12 protein-coding genes, 1 tRNA gene and 2 rRNA genes are annotated in these 17083 nt (G+C 59.3%); 3 read left to right on the top strand and 12 right to left on the bottom strand.

Features of this window, described 5'->3' with window-relative positions; genetic code table 11:
• Positions 1-25: 25 nt before the first annotated feature.
• Genes ACEWPJ_RS13620 through ACEWPJ_RS13610 form a run of 3 tightly spaced genes read right to left on the bottom strand, consistent with a single transcriptional unit; the run spans position 26 to position 3112 of the window.
• On the bottom strand, positions 26-907 hold the full coding sequence (locus ACEWPJ_RS13620; RefSeq protein WP_416513653.1) for a carbohydrate ABC transporter permease: 882 nt from the start codon (positions 905-907) through the stop codon (positions 26-28).
• Complete coding sequence (locus ACEWPJ_RS13615; RefSeq protein ID WP_416513652.1) at positions 908-1795, bottom strand: carbohydrate ABC transporter permease; 888 nt, start codon at positions 1793-1795, stop codon at positions 908-910.
• Positions 1796-1852: 57 nt separating this feature from the next.
• Positions 1853-3112: an extracellular solute-binding protein gene (locus ACEWPJ_RS13610; protein ID WP_416513651.1), complete on the bottom strand. Its 1260-nt coding sequence runs from the start codon at positions 3110-3112 to the stop codon at positions 1853-1855.
• Between the two features lie 106 nt (positions 3113-3218).
• On the opposite strand from ACEWPJ_RS13610, the gene ACEWPJ_RS13605 reads away from it, so the two are divergent.
• The 3 genes from ACEWPJ_RS13605 to ACEWPJ_RS13595 are packed head-to-tail and all read left to right on the top strand — an operon-like array spanning position 3219 to position 7583.
• Positions 3219-4385, top strand: a complete 1167-nt coding sequence (locus ACEWPJ_RS13605; protein ID WP_416513650.1) for an ROK family protein — start codon at positions 3219-3221, stop codon at positions 4383-4385.
• Positions 4386-4396: 11 nt separating this feature from the next.
• Positions 4397-6721, top strand: coding sequence for a PIG-L family deacetylase (locus ACEWPJ_RS13600; RefSeq protein ID WP_416513649.1), 2325 nt, complete (start codon positions 4397-4399; stop codon positions 6719-6721).
• A 43-nt stretch (positions 6722-6764) separates the two neighbouring features.
• On the top strand, positions 6765-7583 hold the full coding sequence (locus tag ACEWPJ_RS13595; protein ID WP_416513648.1) for a DMT family transporter: 819 nt from the start codon (positions 6765-6767) through the stop codon (positions 7581-7583).
• Between the two features lie 6 nt (positions 7584-7589).
• Here the strand turns inward: ACEWPJ_RS13595 and mnhG are convergent, their stop codons facing one another.
• The 9 genes from mnhG to ACEWPJ_RS13550 all read right to left on the bottom strand — a co-directional run bounded on the left by mnhG (position 7590) and on the right by ACEWPJ_RS13550 (position 16962).
• Entirely contained in the window at positions 7590-7979 is a 390-nt protein-coding gene (mnhG, locus tag ACEWPJ_RS13590) for a monovalent cation/H(+) antiporter subunit G (RefSeq protein WP_416513647.1), read from the bottom strand.
• The gene (locus ACEWPJ_RS13585) at positions 7976-8263 is read right to left on the bottom strand and encodes a K+/H+ antiporter subunit F (RefSeq protein ID WP_416513646.1); all 288 of its coding nucleotides are present in this window, start codon (positions 8261-8263) and stop codon (positions 7976-7978) included. The genes mnhG and ACEWPJ_RS13585 overlap by 4 nt, the downstream gene beginning before the upstream one ends.
• On the bottom strand, positions 8260-8760 hold the full coding sequence (locus ACEWPJ_RS13580) for a Na+/H+ antiporter subunit E (RefSeq protein ID WP_416513645.1): 501 nt from the start codon (positions 8758-8760) through the stop codon (positions 8260-8262). Before ACEWPJ_RS13580 ends, ACEWPJ_RS13585 begins: the two co-directional genes overlap by 4 nt.
• 1 nt (position 8761) lies before the next feature.
• A complete protein-coding gene (locus ACEWPJ_RS13575) occupies positions 8762-10309 on the bottom strand; it encodes a monovalent cation/H+ antiporter subunit D (protein ID WP_416513644.1) in 1548 nt (515 codons plus the stop codon).
• Positions 10306-10653 carry a Na+/H+ antiporter subunit C gene (locus ACEWPJ_RS13570; RefSeq protein WP_416513643.1) on the bottom strand — a complete coding sequence of 116 codons (348 nt, stop codon included), beginning with the start codon at positions 10651-10653 and terminating at the stop codon, positions 10306-10308. Before ACEWPJ_RS13570 ends, ACEWPJ_RS13575 begins: the two co-directional genes overlap by 4 nt.
• A gap of 1 nt (position 10654) precedes the next feature.
• A complete protein-coding gene (locus tag ACEWPJ_RS13565) occupies positions 10655-13534 on the bottom strand; it encodes a monovalent cation/H+ antiporter subunit A (RefSeq protein WP_416513642.1) in 2880 nt (959 codons plus the stop codon).
• A gap of 230 nt (positions 13535-13764) precedes the next feature.
• Positions 13765-13841: transfer RNA gene (locus ACEWPJ_RS13560), tRNA-Met, on the bottom strand.
• Between the two features lie 78 nt (positions 13842-13919).
• Positions 13920-14034, bottom strand: a 5S ribosomal RNA gene (gene rrf / locus ACEWPJ_RS13555).
• A 99-nt stretch (positions 14035-14133) separates the two neighbouring features.
• A 23S ribosomal RNA gene (locus ACEWPJ_RS13550) occupies positions 14134-16962 on the bottom strand.
• Between the last annotated feature and the right edge of the window lie 121 nt (positions 16963-17083).

Genomic DNA, 17083 nt, shown 5'->3' with positions numbered 1-17083 from the left:
AAATACTCAAATCCCAACATCCGCCTCACCCCTTCAGCCCTGCCATGACTACACCCCGAATGATAAACCGCTGAAAGATCAGGAACACGACCAGCGTCGGGATTGTCGAAATCGCAGCACCGGTCATAATCAGCTCCCAAGCCACGTCGGCCTCATCCCCGAAGCCCGACAAACCGACCGGGATCGTATACATATCAACCGAATTGGTGACGATCAGCGGCCACAGGAACGCGGTCCAGTTTCCGAGAAACACAAAGATCGCCAGCGCCGCGAGGGCGGGCTTCACAAGTGGCATGGCGACGGTCCACCAGATCTGGAGCTCGTTCAACCCATCGATCCGCGCGGCTTCGATAAAGTCATCGGGCACGGATTCGAAGAACTGCTTCATCAGGAAGGTGCCAAAGGCGGTCATCAATCCGGGGAACATGATGCCCCAATAGCTGTCGAGCCAGCCAAAACTCTGGCTCATCAGATACCACGGGATCACCAACATCTCTGTCGGGATCATTAGCGTCGACAGGATCGCGATGAACACGATCTGCCGCCCCGGAAACCGGAACTTGCACAGCGTGTATCCGACGAGACTGTCAAACAGCAGATTGCAGATCGTGGTGATCGTCGCGATGATGATCGAATTGACGAACCACCAGTAGAACCGCCCGTCTTCCAGCACGAAGGAGTAGTTCTCGATCGTCGGCTCATCCGGGATCAGGTTGACGTTGTAAACTTCATGCGGCCATTTCAGCGAGGTTGAGATCATGTAGGCAATCGGCATGACCATCAGGATGCCGCCCGCAAGCAGCAGCAGCCAACGGATGAGCTGGCCCATGTTGCGCGGCCGCTTTGCGGGCTCGGTATTCAGCAAAGCGTCGGTCGTGGCACGCGGGATATCGGGGGCGGCAACCATCTAAGCGCTCCGCAACAAGCGTAGTTGAACGAGCGAGACGATCAGCAGGATGGTGAACAACACCACGGTTTGCGCGGCGGCATAGCCCATGTCGAACCCGTTGAACGCGGTGTCGTAGATCATCAGCACCAGCGGCTTGGTCGAATTGAGCGGCCCGCCGGGATTGTTCGTGGTCATGTTGAAGACGTGGTCGAAGATGCGCAGAAAGCCGATCGACGAAAACACCACGATGAACACGATGGTCGGGCGCAGAAGCGGGATGGTGATCTGGGTCAGCACGGTAAACCAGCCGACCCCGTCTATTTTTGCGGCCTCGTAGTAGCTGGTCGGAATGGCCCGCAGACCCGCCATGAAGATGATGACCTGAAACCCAAGACCCGCCCAAACAGCGGGGGCAAGAACGGCGGGTAGCGCATTGGTGGTCGAATTCAGGAAGGAGATCTGCGGAATCCCGAAGCTCGCCAAAATGTTATTGAACAACCCGATGGGAACGTCCTGATAGAACCACCGCCAGACCCACGCCATCGCAACGGCACTGGTCATGAAGGGCAGGAAATAGAGCATCCGCAAAACCCCGTGCATGAACCGCAACTTGTCGAGGTTATAGGCGATGATGAAGGACACGATTAGGCTGATCGGCGTACCGAGCAGCAGATAGACAAAGGTGTTCTTGAACACTTTCCAGAACACCGGGTCTTCCCAAAGCTTCCGGTAATTCTCCAAACCCGCCCAAGTGCGATCCCCCAACAGGTTCCAGTTCTGAAAGCTTATAAGGATCGCGTTGCCGGTCGGATAGAACCGGATCACCCCGTAAAACAGGACGGGCAGCGCCAGAAAGGCCCACGCCCAGACGATCTGTTTTTGGCGGATGGTCAGGTTGCGATACATCAGTCTGCCTTACGAAAATGCCGCCCCGGAGGGAGAGTCCGGGGCGGCATAGGCGCCTTACTCGGCGTAGTACTCGTCAAGCAGCTTCTGTTCGGCCTCCGCCGCGATGGCAAGGCTTTCGGCGGGGTCCATCCCTTCAAGCTGAATGCGCTCTACCATTTCGACCATCAATTGCCGCTGGCCACTTTCGTTGGCGAATTTCGTCGTGTTCGCGTATTCAAGGCCACGGATGAACGGACCGAAGGTTTCGTCATTGGCATTCGCCTCGGTCATGCCGACGGATGGTTTTGCCGGCAGTTCGCCCACAACATCCAGCCAGATCTGCATCGCCTCGTCCGAGGTGATGTATTCCATGAACTTGACCGCAGCGTCGTATTTTTCGCCCTCGGCCTTCGTGGTGATCGCGTTCACCCAGTAGGAGGAGTAGTTCGACCGCACCCCATCCCCATTCGCAGGCAGCTCGGTCACACCCCATTTCAGCCCGCGCTGATCGGCAAGCGATCCGATGCGGAACGATCCATCAATGTGCATCCCCGCGCGTCCGGCCTTGAAGGCGGCCTGCGGTTCGTCCATGAACCCAATCGCCGTGACAGCGGGATCGCCAAGGAACATGTTGGTGTAGAAATCAAGCGCCGCCTGCCCCGCTTCGGTGTTGTAGTTCACGGTGCGGTAGTCGTCTGTATAAGGCTCCCCACCGAACTGGCGCACCAGACCTTCGCGCCACCAGTGGTGATCCTGCGCGGTCATCCCGGCGGTAATGCCGACTTGGGTGATATTGCCGGCCGTATCAGTCTTGGTCAGCGCGGCGGCGGTTTCCATCAACTCGTCCAGCGTTTCCGGCGGGCCTTCGATCCCGGCCTCTTCAAACAGGCGCTCGTTGTAGAACAGTGCAAGGCTGCGCACAGCCGTCGGCAGCGCCCAGTAATTGTCGCCCTCTTTCATGGCCTGGACCATGGGGAAGAACGCCTCGTCAATCTCAGCAGGTGGGAAAACATCGGCGGGCAGCGGCTGGATCAGCTCTGCCTCCACGTAGTCGTTCAGCCAGCCATAGAACAATTGCACCACGTCCGGGCCTTCACCCGCGGGGATCGCTGCGGCGACCTTGGTGCGGTAATCGGCATACGGGAAATGCGTCATGGTGACGGTGATATCAGGATTGGCCGCTTCGAAATTTTCGATCAGCTGTTCCATCGCGGTCACGCGGGCATCAAAGAAATACTGCCAATATTCGATCTCGACGGCATTGGCGGCGCTTGCGAACAGGGCCGCGGACGCTGTCGCCCCGGCGAGGGCCAAACTCTTCAGGTGCATTTTCATCGTGTCTCTCCCTTGGTGGCATCATCATCGGTCATTTTAGACTCATGTCTTTCGGGTTAACTCAATCTGATTGATAATTCAAATGATTTGAGTTAATCGAAGCATGATGAGAGTTCACGCACTTCAGAAAGGCAGTAACGCCGAACGGTCCAGACACCGGAACCGGCAAGCCGTGCTGGGGCAGGTCCACGCCGCAGGATCGATCGGAAGGGCCGAAATCGCGCGGTCCCTGTCGCTGACGACGCAAACGGTCAGCAATATCATCTCCGAACTCTCAGACGACGGGATGCTGATCGAAAAGGGCCGGCGCAGCGTTGGCCGCGGCCTGCCCGCGATGCAATACGCGCTAAACCCCAAAGGCGGCTATGCCTTGGGGATTGAGGTGCGCCCGGACGCGGTATTCGCTGCGCTTCTGAACCTGCAAGGCGATCTGGTTACGACCGAACGCGTCGCGCTTGATGACATCAGCCCTGACACCGTGTTGCACCATGTCACAACGCTTTACGACCGCGCGCTGGCGCAAGTGCCGGGCGCACGCGACCGAATGCTTGGCGCGGGGGTTGTTATGCCGGGGCCGTTTGGTGTTACTGGCGTCGCGGGCCAAGGCTCTGACCTGTCCGGCTGGCAGGAACTGGATGCAGAAGAGTTGTTCACCGACGCCATCGACCTGCCTATCGCCCTCAGCAATGACGCCAACGCCGCCGCGATGGCCGAAAGGATCAATGGCGTCGCGCAGGGGCTTGCCACCTATGCCTATATCTATTTTGGCGCGGGGCTTGGCCTTGGCCTGATCCACAACGGCCAGATCATGAAAGGCGCCTTCGGCAATGCCGGAGAGATCGGCCACATCCCCATCCCCCTTTCCGGCGGCAAACTGGAAAGCGTGCTGAGCCGTCTATCCGTCCAGCGCCACCTGAGCGACGCCGGAAAAGACGCCCATGATATTGAGGCACTAGGGCATCTGTTCCAGCAGCGCGATCCCGATCTGATGGAGTGGCTTGGCACCGCAACCAAAGCGCTTGGGTATGCGCTCGCCATCGTTGAAAATATGTTCGATCCGCAAACCGTTGTTCTTGGTGGCGCGATGCCGGATGCGGTGCTGGATCATCTGGTCGCAGAAACCCCACTGCCCGATCTGTCCGTATCAAACCGCCCCACTGCACCCCACCCGCGCCTGATGCGCGGCGCGTCGGGACGGATGACCGCGACCCAAGGCGCGGCGGCGTTGATCCTGAACCGCGCACTAACCTCGCCCCTGTCCCACGCCCATTAGACGGAGCCCGTATGCCCCTTTCAGATCAGGCCCGGATCGCCGCCGAACGCGACTCCCCCCGCGTTGTGGCGTTGTGGCAAGCGCTGACCGCGCTCCGCTCTGTCGTGTCTTTCATGAACACCGGTGCGCACCCTGACGATGAAACCTCGGCTATGCTGGCGGCGCTGCGGTTTCGCGATGGGGTCGATATTTCCTATGCCTGCTCAACGCGGGGTGAAGGCGGGCAGAACGACATCGGGACCGAGGCCGTCGCCGCGCTCGGCACCCTGCGCACAGCGGAAATGGAGGCGGCCTGCGATCGGCTCGACCTGCGCATGTATTGGCTGTCCGAACACCCGGACGACACGATCTTTGATTTCGGGTTTTCCAAATCCGGCGAAGAAACCCTCGCCAAATGGGGCCGTGACCGGACACTTGCCCGCTTTGTCGATGTAATCCGCACCGAACGACCCGACATCATCTGCCCGACCTTCCTCGATGTGCCCGGACAGCACGGCCATCACCGCGCGATGACCGAGGCCGCACATCTTGTTATGGACCTTGCCGCCGATCCCGATTTCAAGGGCAGCGACCTACCGCCGTGGGAGGTCAAGAAACTCTACCTTCCCGCGTGGTCCGGCGCGGGGCAGGCATATGACGACGATCTGCCGCCGCCACCCACGACACTAACCATCGCCGCGAAAGGCCGCGATCCGGTCACGGGGTGGAGCTTTGCGCGGATCGGCCAGCAAAGCCGCGCGATGCACAGGACGCAAGGGATGGGGCGCTGGGTTCCGGCGGGGGCAGAGATCGACTTTCCCCTGCATCTCGCGCGATCGCGGCTGACCGGCGAGGATACCGATATCATGTCGGGCCTGCCGCAAACGCTCCGCGACCTCGACGCCCCTGCCATCGCGGCCGATCTGGCAGCCGCACAAGACGCGTGCGATGCTGCGCTGGCGGCCTTCCCGGCGACCGCAGACGTCCTGCGCCACGCCTGTGCCGCGCTTACCGCCCTGCGGCGGGCAACCCCCGGCTGCCCTGCCGGCATCGCCCACAAGCTCGCCCGGAAAGACACGCAGCTTTGCCGGGTTATCCACCTGTCCATCGGGGTCGATATGCACGCCCGTCTGTCGAGCGATATTCTGCATCCGGGCGATGAAGCAATGTGGACCACCGAACATAGCGCCAGCGTTACGCTCACCCCGCGCCTGCCGGACGGCTGGACCGCAAATGGCAACCGCCTTCGCCTGTCAGACGGCGCGGCGATCAGCGATCCCTACCCGTCGGCCTACCGGCCCGGCGAACCCGACGCGCCTTGCCTCGATGTCTCAATCTCCGCCCACGGGATCACAGCCACCACCGCTGTGCCGTTTGAGGTTCCGCCCGTTGTCCTGCCGATGCGCGCCGCAACGCTGACCCCCACCGCGAATGTCATCAATCTTGCCACTACAAACCGCGTCATCTCAATCTCGGCCACCGAGGCCGGGGGTGGCACACCCGATTTGCGCGCGCCCGATGGCTGGAAAGTGGGTGGCGCGGACGGCCGCTTTACCGTCACCATACCCGGCAACGCCACGCCGGGCCTCCATACACTGACCCTGACGCTTGACGGTCAAAACGCGCACAGCGTTCGCCACATCCGCCATCCCCATACCGCGCCGCGTGCTCTGGTGACTCCGGCGGAGGTGCGCGTTCTTCTTATCGACGCCGCGCTGCCGCAAGCGCGGGTCGGCTATATCGGTGGCGGAAACGACCGCGTTGGCTGGTGGCTTGATCGGATGGGAGCGGACGTCACCGACCTGTCCGACACGCCATTGACCGACGCGATCCTCGCCGGGTTCGACACCCTCGTCATCGGCATTTTCGCGATGAAGTTTTGCCCCGGTCTTGCCGCCGCCATGCCGCGCATCCACGCGTGGATGCGGAACGGCGGCACGCTCGTCATGCTTTACCATCGCCCCTGGGACAATTGGGACGCCGACAAAACCCCACCCCACCGGCTTGAAATCGGGCAACCGTCGCTTCGCTGGCGGGTCACGGATGAGGCCGCCGAAGTGACCATACTCGCCCCCGATCATCCGCTGCTGCACCAGCCAAACCGCATCGGGGCGGAGGATTGGGCCAGCTGGCACAAGGAACGCGGGCTTTACTTCGCTAAGGAGTGGGACGCCGCCTACACACCACTGATCTCAATGCACGATGCGGGGGAAGAGCCGCTTAACGGCGCATGGCTCGTCGCGGACGTGGGCAAAGGGCGGCACGTCCACACCTCGCTGATCCTGCATCACCAGATGGAGCGTCTGACCCCCGGCGCGTTCCGCATCATGGCGAACCTGCTTGCCAAGCGCGGCTGATCCCCCGCGCAATCTGACAGCGGCGGGGTGGCTGCTGACGGATATGACGCTCAACATCGTTGCGCTGTCGATCATCAAGGCATTGGGGCTGGGCTACCCTGCTTTTCAACTGGTGTTTCTGCGGGCGTGCGTCGGGCTATTGCTGATGCTGCCTTGGGCATGGCATGACCGCCGGGCGTTCCTGAACCTGCCCGATCTGCATCTGCACGCACTGCGCGTCGGGTTTTCGGCCATCGCGCTGACGTCGAGCTTTTACGCCATCGCTCGCCTGCCCCTTGCCCTGTTCACCGCGATCAGCTTCACCCGCCCGATCCTGACCATGATCGCCGCTGCATGGATATTGCGAGAGGTCATAACCCGCGGCAGTTGGGTTGCAGCCCTGATCGGCCTGATCGGCGTAATTATCGCCGTCGATCCCGGCAACCTTTCCGGCGGGGCGGGCCTCGCCGCGCAATGCCTGACCGTGCTGGCCGCAACTGGGGCAGTCATCGTCACCCGGCGACTGGTCGCTGCGCCAACCGTCGTGATGATGACCTTCTACACCGCTGGTCTGACCCTGATCGCCGCGCCGTTCGCCGCGCTGAACTGGCAACCCGTGCCGCCGGGTCAGTGGCCGATCCTTCTGGCGGTCGGCGTCTTTGCGCAATCCGCGCAATTCTGCTTCTTGCGCGCGCATCGCTACGGACAGGCCGCGTTCCTGTCGATCCTGTCCTATGCGAGTCTCGTGTTCTCGACCCTTGCCGGGTATTTCCTGTTCAGCGAACTGCCAAAACCCGGCTTCTGGGCCGGCGCGAGCTTGATTATTGCCGCAACCCTGTGGATCACCCTGCGGCGGGGACGCCCGGCGGTCGCCGTGAGGTGACGCGGTTCAACCTTGGTTTGCTCCGTCGATTTCCCGATCCGCTTCCGGCGTGTTCAGCGTTGACCACGTGTCGTCGCGCGGTGGGGATGGCGGCGTTTCGCAAGCCTCGCGGTGGATATTCACCTTCGCGATGAAATGCGCGGAAATGGGCGCCGTGACGAACAAAAACGCCATGATCAGCAGTTCATGGATCGAGGTTTCGCCCAACAGAAATGAATGAATGATCGACGCCAGCAACAGCATCCCGATCCCGACAGTGCCGACCTTGGTCGGGGCGTGCAGACGCGCCATCGGATCGTTGAACTTCAAAAGCCCGATGACACCCACAGCAACAAAGCCGGACCCGATCAGCAGGCAAAGTCCGACAGCATATGTTCCGATAATCTCAGCGGTCATTCGATGATGTCCCCCCGCAGGATAAAGCGCGCCAGGGCGACGGTTGAAACAAAGCCCAACATCGCGATCAGCAGCGACACCTCAAAGTAGATTTGCGCGCCTTGGCGAATGCCAAGAACAACCACGAGGCCCAGCGCGTTTATCACCATCGTATCGAGCGCAAGGATGCGATCACCCGATGTCGGGCCAAGCACCAGCCGAACCATCGACAATATCTGCCCCAGTGCGAGCGCGACAAAGGCGATGGCCAGCGCGATATCCAGGAAACCTGATGCGGCGGTCATAAGAAAATCTCCTTCAGGCGGCGTTCGTAACGGGTTTTGATGTCATCGCGCACGGCATCGGCGTCGTCTGTGTGCAGCACATGCACCAGCAGGCTGTGCCCCTCATCCGACAAATCCGCCGATACCGTTCCGGGCGTCAGCGTAATCGTTCCGGCAAGCACGGTGATGGCTTCGGGCTGGCGCAACTCAAGCGGAACGACGATCCAGGCCGGTCTTAGCTTTGAATTTGGAACCGTCAGGACGATCCACGCAACCTGGACGTTGGCGACCAGAATATCCCACATCACGATGACGCTGTAGCTGACCATCTTACCCAGCCGAAAGCCCGTCGGCGTGTCCGGCCACCAGATCGACGTGCTGCGCGGGATGATGATCCCGAGGATAATGCCGAACACCACCATCCCGGCAGAAACTTCGTTTTGCAGCAGCGTCCAGACCACCGCCAGAAGAAGCGTCAGAAACGGGTGCGGCAGTAGCCAGTGAAATGCGCGCGCCATGTCAGTGGTCCTCCGTCGGCTTGTCGAGCTTGCCCGGCGTTTCGATCACGGTGGAGATGTAAGGCTCCGGCGCAAACAACTGGGCGGCCATCGTCGTGGTGTAGGCGTGCACCTGCCCGGCAAAAATCGTATGCGCCGCAAGCAGCGAAATCAGCCCCCCAACCGCGACATAGGACAGGGTTGCAGGGCGTGGGAACGTCGGCCCCTCTTCTTCTTCGGGCAGGTCTGCACCATGCGCCTTCCAGAACAGAACGCTACCCGCGCGGGCAAACCCAACAATCGCGATAAGGCTTGAGCTGAGCACGATGACCCAGATCCAGACCACCAGATCGCTCCCAAACGCGGCGTCGAGCACCAGCAGCTTACCGAGGAAGCCCGACAGCGGCGGCAACCCCGCCATCGCAATCGCGCCCGCAAAAAACAGCGCGGCGGTCAGCGCACCTCCCGCGACGGGCAGTTGCGGCATCAGGTCCAAATTCGCGCGGCCGGTGCGCACTAGATCTGAAATCAGGAACAGCGCCGCCGCCGCCAAGGTCGAATGCACGATGTAGTAAAGCGCTGCCGCAATGCTCGCCGGGCTGAATAGCGAGATGGAGATCATGATCATCCCCATCGATCCGATGACAGAATATGCCACCAACCGATCCAACCGCTTCGCCGCCAGCACACCGACCATCCCGATGACGAGCGATATCAGCGCGGCAGGCAACAACCACAGATCATGCAGGCCCGCTGTGGCCTCCAGATCAGGCGGAAAGATCATCGTGTAGACGCGGATGATCGCGTAGGCGCCAACCTTGGTCATAATCGCGAACAGGGCCCCGACCGGCGCAGGTGCTTCGGCATAGCTTGAGGGCAGCCAGAAATGCAGCGGCACAACCGCCGCCTTGATCGCAAAGACCAGCAGCAAAAGAACCGAAGCAACGCGGATACCCACGGTTTCCTCGGGCGAGATCAGCGCAACACGTTCAGCCAGATCAGCCATGTTCAGCGTGCCAGTCTCGGCGTAAATCGAGCCGAGCGCGAACAGAAACAGCGTCGATCCGATCAAGTTGAACAGCACATACTGCACCCCCGCCCGAAGCCGCGCATTGCCGCCCGCGTGGATCATCAGCCCGTAGGAGGCGATCAGCAGCACCTCGAAAAAGACGAACAGGTTGAAAAGGTCGCCGGTCAGAAACGCCCCCATGATCCCCATCAGCTGAAACTGGAACAGCGCGTGGAAATGCCTTCCCCGGTCGTCCCAGCCAGAGCCGATTGCGTAAAGCAGCACGAACAGCGCCAATACAGCCGTCAGCAGGATCATCAACGTGGATAACCTGTCGCCCACCAGAACGATGCCAAACGGCGCGGCCCAATCGCTAAGCTGATAAAGCACGATGCTGCCGTCGGACACGGTCCAGGCCAGCCCCGCCGCGATGGCGATCAACGCGAGCACACCGACAACGGAAAACGCGCGTTGAATCCCGATGTGATAGCGCGCGGCCAGCACGATGAAGGGCGCGAGCAATGCGGGCAGAACGACGGGAACGATGATCCAATGACTCATGACTGCCCCTCCGCCGGGTTTTCGGGCTGATGATCAACGTGGTCATCGTCGGATCCAAGAAATGCGCCAAGGCCGATCATCACGACAACCGCCGTCATCCCGAAGGAAATCACGATCGCCGTCAGCACCAAGGCTTGCGGCAGCGGATCGGTATAGACGGTCACGTCGTCCTGCAGAATGGGGGGCGCGCCGACCGTCAGCCGGCCAGAGGCGAACAGGAAGACATTGACCGCATAGGTCAGCAGCGAAATGCCCAGGATGACGGGGAAGGTCCGCAGACGCAGGGTCAGGTAAAGGCCCCCGGCGGTCAGGATGCCAATGGCGGTTGCGACAAGCATCTCCATGTTACGCACCCTCCTTTGCCGGTCCGGCGGGATCAAGGGGTGGATCGTCACGGGACGGGTCGATATCCATCGGGTGTTCACTGTCAGGCACATGCGCCCGCCGCGCGAGACGCGAGAAGCTTTCAAGCGACAGCATCACCGCGCCAACGACGGCCAGGAATACGCCGACATCAAACAGCGCAGCGGTCGCCAGTTCAAACTTTTCAAATGGCGGAATACGGACATAGGTGAAATCAGAGGTCAGGAACGGCTTGCCAACAAACCACGACCCGATACCTGTCAACCCGGCAACCAGAACCCCGGCGCCGATGACCCCGTGATAGGGATATTTCAGCCGGGCAGAGGCCCACGCGAATCCGCTCGCCATATACTGCATCACGACCGCAATCGAAACGATCAAGCCCGCGATGAACCCGCCGCCGGGTTCATTATGCCCGCGCAGGAAGATGTAGAAGCCGACCATCAGAACCACCGGCATGATGACGCGCGTCAGAACAACCATCATCATCGGGTGCATATCCCCTGCGCGCGGCTGATCGGGTTTACGGTTCAAAAGCCGCGCACGGACGGGTCCGCCCAGCAGGGTTTCCGTCAGCGCGTAGATCAGCAGGGCCGCAATGCCAAGAACGATGATTTCGCCATAGGTATCGAACCCGCGGAAATCGACGAGGATGACGTTGACGACATTGGTGCCGCCACCGCCCTTGTAGGAGTTCGCGAGGTGGAACTCCGATATCGGGCTGCTAACCGCATCGCGCAGCAGATAGTGATAGGACAGCCCAAAGGTCGCGAGTCCACCCGCGACCGCCACCCCAGCATCCCGCACCCGGCGCAGAACCGTGCTTTCAACCGGGGTGGTGTTCGGCAGGAAATTAAGCGCGAGCAACAGCAGAATGATCGTCACGACCTCAACCGTGAACTGGGTCATCGCCAGATCAGGCGCACTGAAGAACACGAATCCGACAGACACCATCAGACCGACGATACCGATCAGGATCAGCGACAGGAAACGGTTGCGATGCATGAAAACCAACGCCCCCGTCGCCGCCACCAGCATCAGCCAGCCCGCGATTGGCACAACGCCCGCGGCCTGCATATCGCGGGTCGGGGCGGCGACAGTGCCAGTGCTCCACGCGTGGAAACCGGCGGCGACGATCACGATCGCGCCGGTCGCCGCATAGCGGGTGAATGCACCGTTATGGAGCGGTAGGATGAGCATTCGGGCCGCACTCGCCGCGGCTTCAACGATGCCCTCAAAGATCATCTTGGCTTCGGGGCGCGGAGTGGTTTCCCACAACCGCAGCGCTGGCTTGAAGATCGACAGCATCAGCAAGCCGCCGACCACCGCGACGATAGACATGAACAGCGCAGGCACCAGCCCGTGCCATATCTTGAAATGGGCCTTCGGCATCTCAGCCTCCCCACCCAGAACGGAAGCCGTGACAAGCTTCACGAACGGTTCCACAAGGAACGGGGCAACGCCAATAACCACCACGGGCACGATCAGGATCGCTGGCGGCAACCACATGCCCGCGCCGGGATCATGCGGCTTGGCCGGGTAGTCATCGCGCACCGGGCCAAGGAACACGTGGCCGATCAGGCGGAAGCAATAGGCGGCAGAGAACAGCGACCCAAGGGTCGCCAAAGCAGGCACCAGCCAAGGCGCACCGAACAACGTGGTGTGAAGCGTCTCTTCCAGCATCATTTCTTTCGACAAGAACCCGTTCAGCAACGGAATCCCTGCCATCGACAAGGCGGCCAACGTCGCAATCCCGAAGGTCACGGGCATGAGCGTTCGCAGCCCGCCCAACCGACGAATATCACGGGTATGCGCCTCGTGATCGATGATCCCGGCAGACATAAACAGCGCCGCTTTGAACGTCGCATGGTTCAGGATGTGAAATATCGCCGCCAGTGCGCCGAACGCGGTGCCTGTGCCCAGAAGCATCGTGATCAGCCCCAAATGGCTGACCGTCGAAAACGCCAGAAGCGCCTTCAAATCGTGCTTGAACAACGCGATCACCGCACCCAGCACCATCGTCACCAGCCCGGCGGATGTCACGATCATGAACCATTCCGGGGTGCCCGACAGAACCGGCCACATACGGGCCATCAGGAAAATCCCGGCTTTGACCATCGTTGCCGAGTGCAGATACGCCGATACCGGCGTCGGGGCCGCCATCGCGTGCGGCAACCAGAAATGAAACGGGAACTGCGCCGATTTCGTGAAACAGCCAAGCAGGATCAGGATCAGAGCTGGGATGTATAGCGGATCAGCCTGTATAAGCGCGCGGTTTTGCAGGATGACGCTGAGGTCATAACTCCCCGCGATCTGGCCGAGGATCAGCATACCACCGATCATCGCAAGCCCGCCCATACCCGTGACCGCCAGTGCCATCCGCGCGCCTTGTCGCCCTTCGGGCAAGTGTTTCCAATACCCGATCAGCAAAAAAGACGAAAGCGAGGTTAGTTCCCAAAAAACCAGCAAAAGCAGGATGTTGTCGCTTAGGACAATGCCAACCATCGCGCCCTGAAACAGCAGTAAATAGGTGAAAAACTCACCCATATTGTCATCGCGGCTTAGGTATTGGCGCGCGTAGGCGATGATCAACAGGCCGATTCCAAGGATCAACATGGCAAAGAAGAAGCCCAAGCCATCAAGCATCAGGGTGAAATTCAACCCCAGCGACGGCATCCATTCGACTCGCGCCATCACGACTTCCCCCGCGAGAACCAAGGGCAGATTGGTCAGCAAACCGATGAAAGCGGCGAGCGAAACGGTGAACGTCACTCCGGCACAAGCGGAGCGACCTGCGGCATTCATCAGGCCGGGTAGCAACGCACCGAAGAAGGGTAAAGCAACGATAAAGAAGAGGGACACGCGAACTCCTAATACGGTTGGTCTTTATACTGCCCTGAAATGCATCGGATTCGCAAAGGTGCAAGACTATTTGGCAGGCTAATAGAGAACGGCGCGTTTGTCAGTCATATCAGCGTAAGGTTTTGCTTGGCGTGCCGGTCGGGTCGCGACGGCACCGAGAGGGCGTTCGGGAGGGAAAGGCCGAAAAAGCCAAAACCCCCGCCGAGTTACGGGCGGGGTGTTCGAAAAGTTGGTTGCGGGAGTAGGATTTGAACCTACGACCTTCAGGTTATGAGCCTGACGAGCTACCGGACTGCTCCATCCCGCGCCAATTTTGACGCCTCAAGGCTTAATCGTAAGTCTGAGGCGCATCGATAAAGAGAGAACCGATTGAGTTTCTTACTAGGTTTGGCGGTGACCTACTCTCCCACGTCTTAAGACGCAGTACCATCGGCGCGACGGCACTTAACGGCCGAGTTCGGGATGGGATCGGGTGTTTTGCTCGCGCTATGACCACCAAACCGAGAAAGAAACTCAACATCCGCCTTTCGGCGATCCAAATCAGGCAAAACTGTATGTAGTGTATGCTTCTGACCAGCGAAGTCTGGCTTCTACTGGATCAAATCAAGCCTATCGGACAATTAGTACCGGTCAACTGAACGCATTGCTGCGCTTACATCTCCGGCCTATCGACGTGGTGGTCTACCACGGTCCTCAGGGATACCTTGTTTTGAGGGGGGCTTCCCGCTTAGATGCCTTCAGCGGTTATCCTTTCCGATCATAGCTACCCAGCACTGCTATTGGCATAACAACTGGTCCACCAGTGGATCGTTCACCCCGGTCCTCTCGTACTAGGGGCAACTCCTCTCAAGTATCCTACACCCACGGCAGATAGGGACCGAACTGTCTCACGACGTTCTAAACCCAGCTCACGTACCTCTTTAAACGGCGAACAGCCGTACCCTTGGGACCTGCTCCAGCCCCAGGATGAGATGAGCCGACATCGAGGTGCCAAACACTGCCGTCGATATGGACTCTTGGGCAGTATCAGCCTGTTATCCCCGGCGTACCTTTTATCCGTTGAGCGATGGCCCTTCCACTCGGGACCACCGGATCACTATGGCCGTCTTTCGACTCTGCTCGACTTGTCAGTCTCGCAGTCAGGCTGGCTTCTGCCATTGCACTCAACGAGCGATTTCCGACCGCTCTGAGCCAACCTTCGCGCGCCTCCGTTACTCTTTAGGAGGCGACCGCCCCAGTCAAACTACCCGCCACACAGGGTCCCGGATCCGGATAACGGACCGCGGTTAGACAACAAGCGAGCGAAGGGCGGTATCTCAAAGGAGGCTCCCCAGAGACTGGCGTCCCTGGTTCAAAGCCTACCGCCTATTCTGCACATCGCTGACCTATTGCCAGTGTGAAGCTGTAGTAAAGGTGCACGGGGTCTTTCCGTCTAACCGCGGGAAGCCTGCATCTTGACAGGCAATTCAATTTCGCTGAGTCGATGTTGGAGACAGCGGGGAAGTCGTTACGCCATTCGTGCAGGTCGGAACTTACCCGACAAGGAATTTCGCTACCTTAGGACCGTTATAGTTACGGCCGCCGTTTACTGGGGCTTCAATTCGGGGCTCTCACCCCTCCTTTTAACCTTCCAGCACCGGGCAGGCGTCAGACCCTATACGTCGTCTTGCGACTTCGCAGAGCCCTGTGTTTTTAGTAAACAGTCGCCACCCCCTGGTTTGTGCCCCCAGTCAATACTTGCGTAGAAACTGGGCCTCCTTCTCGCGAACTTACGGAGGTATTTTGCCGAGTTCCTTCAACATCGTTCTCTCAAGCGCCTTGGTATTCTCTACCAGTCCACCTGTGTCGGTTTAGGGTACGATCTTACGGAAGAGCTATTTCCAGGAACCGATTAGCGGCCCACCCAATCCGATAAGGGTGAACAACCTTCACGATCCGTCACTACTTCCTGGCCCAGGAATATTAACCTGGTTCCCATCGACTACGCCTTTCGGCCTCGCCTTAGGGGTCGGCTTACCCTGCTCAGATTAGCTTTAAGCAGGAACCCTTGGACTTTCGGCGACAGGGTCTCTCACCCTGTTTGTCGCTACTCATGTCATCATTCTCACTAGTGATCTCTCCACCGGATCCCTCACAGGCCGGCTTCACAGAAAACTCCTAGTCTCCGATACACCCGAAGGTGCATAAGAGACGCGGAGTTATATCACACTACGCTCTGCTACCATGTGCTATGCACATCCTAAGCTTCGGCTCGTGGCTTGAGCCCCGTTACATCTTCGCCGCAGGACAACTTAATTAGACCAGTGAGCTGTTACGCTATCTTTAAAGGATGGCTGCTTCTAAGCCAACCTCCTGGTTGTTTTGGTCGTCCCACCTGCTTTCCCACTTAGCCACGAATTGGGGGCCTTAGCTGTAGGTCAGGGTTGTTTCCCTCTCCACAACGGACGTTAGCATCCGCTGTGTGTCTGCCATCTAGTACTCCCGGGTATTCGGAGTTTGGTTAGGATCAGTAAGCCTGTGGGGCCCCATTACCCATCCAGTGCTCTACCCCCCGGGGTATTCGGATGACGCTCTACCTAAATAGATTTCGCAGAGAACCAGCTATCTCCGAGTTTGATTGGCCTTTCACCCCTAGGCACAGCTCATCCCGATCTTTTTCAACAGATGTGGGTTCGGTCCTCCAGTAAGTGTTACCTTACCTTCAACCTGGCCATGCCTAGATCACTCGGTTTCGGGTCTGATCCCACGAACTCGACGCCCTATTAAGACTCGCTTTCGCTGCGCCTACACCTATCGGCTTAAGCTTGCACGTGAGACCAAGTCGATGACCCATTATACAAAAGGTACGCCGTCACCCCGCAAGGAGGCTCCGACTGATTGTAGGCGTCCGGTTTCAGAAACTGTTTCACTCCCCTCGTCGGGGTGCTTTTCACCTTTCCCTCACGGTACTGGTTCGCTATCGGTCAGTAAGGAGTACTTAGCCTTCGAGGGTGGTCCCCCGATGTTCAGACAGGATTTCACGTGTCCCGCCCTACTTAATACGTCGAATCGAGCTTCCAATACGGGGCTGTCACCCACTATGGCCGAGTTTTCCAACTCGTTCTTGTCACTCTCATCGCTCGGCTGGTCCCCGTTCGCTCGCCGCTACTAGGGGAGTATCTGTTGATTTCCTTTCCTCCGGGTACTTAGATGTTTCAGTTCCCCGGGTTTGCCTTTTTAACCCTATGTATTCAGGTTAAAAATCCCTGTTTTACCCTGCTATTGATTATCCAAGGATAACAATAACAAAGTATCAGGTGGGTTGCCCCATTCGGAGATCGGTGGGTCAAAGCCTATTCTCAGCTCGCCACCGCTTATCGCAGAGTATCACGTCCTTCATCGCCTCTTACTGCCAAGGCATCCACCAAACGCCCTTCTCGCGCTTGATTTGATCCAGAAGAAGACAGGCTTCTTCCGATGGTCGACCCCCTTTTGTATGTGTGGGCCAACCTAAATCAAAAGTCATACTTTTTCCCGCCTGGCTTGCGCCAGACATTGTGCAATCTTGCG

This window comes from Aliiroseovarius sp. YM-037 (genome assembly GCF_048060095.1).
Classification (GTDB): domain Bacteria; phylum Pseudomonadota; class Alphaproteobacteria; order Rhodobacterales; family Rhodobacteraceae; genus JBLUOA01.
This window is presented reverse-complemented; position numbering and strand designations above follow the sequence as displayed.

What these genes read in the sequence shown, in the direction of transcription:
- ACEWPJ_RS13620 (WP_416513653.1), bottom strand. Translation starts at nt 907, where the DNA reads ATGGTTGCCGCCCCCGATATCCCGCGTGCCACGACCGACGCTTTGCTG.
- ACEWPJ_RS13615 (WP_416513652.1), bottom strand. Translation starts at nt 1,795, where the DNA reads ATGTATCGCAACCTGACCATCCGCCAAAAACAGATCGTCTGGGCGTGG.
- ACEWPJ_RS13610 (WP_416513651.1), bottom strand. Translation starts at nt 3,112, where the DNA reads ATGAAAATGCACCTGAAGAGTTTGGCCCTCGCCGGGGCGACAGCGTCC.
- ACEWPJ_RS13605 (WP_416513650.1), top strand. Translation starts at nt 3,219, where the DNA reads ATGAGAGTTCACGCACTTCAGAAAGGCAGTAACGCCGAACGGTCCAGA.
- ACEWPJ_RS13600 (WP_416513649.1), top strand. Translation starts at nt 4,397, where the DNA reads ATGCCCCTTTCAGATCAGGCCCGGATCGCCGCCGAACGCGACTCCCCC.
- ACEWPJ_RS13595 (WP_416513648.1), top strand. Translation starts at nt 6,765, where the DNA reads ATGACGCTCAACATCGTTGCGCTGTCGATCATCAAGGCATTGGGGCTG.
- mnhG (WP_416513647.1), bottom strand. Translation starts at nt 7,979, where the DNA reads ATGACCGCTGAGATTATCGGAACATATGCTGTCGGACTTTGCCTGCTG.
- ACEWPJ_RS13585 (WP_416513646.1), bottom strand. Translation starts at nt 8,263, where the DNA reads ATGACCGCCGCATCAGGTTTCCTGGATATCGCGCTGGCCATCGCCTTT.
- ACEWPJ_RS13580 (WP_416513645.1), bottom strand. Translation starts at nt 8,760, where the DNA reads ATGGCGCGCGCATTTCACTGGCTACTGCCGCACCCGTTTCTGACGCTT.
- ACEWPJ_RS13575 (WP_416513644.1), bottom strand. Translation starts at nt 10,309, where the DNA reads ATGAGTCATTGGATCATCGTTCCCGTCGTTCTGCCCGCATTGCTCGCG.
- ACEWPJ_RS13570 (WP_416513643.1), bottom strand. Translation starts at nt 10,653, where the DNA reads ATGGAGATGCTTGTCGCAACCGCCATTGGCATCCTGACCGCCGGGGGC.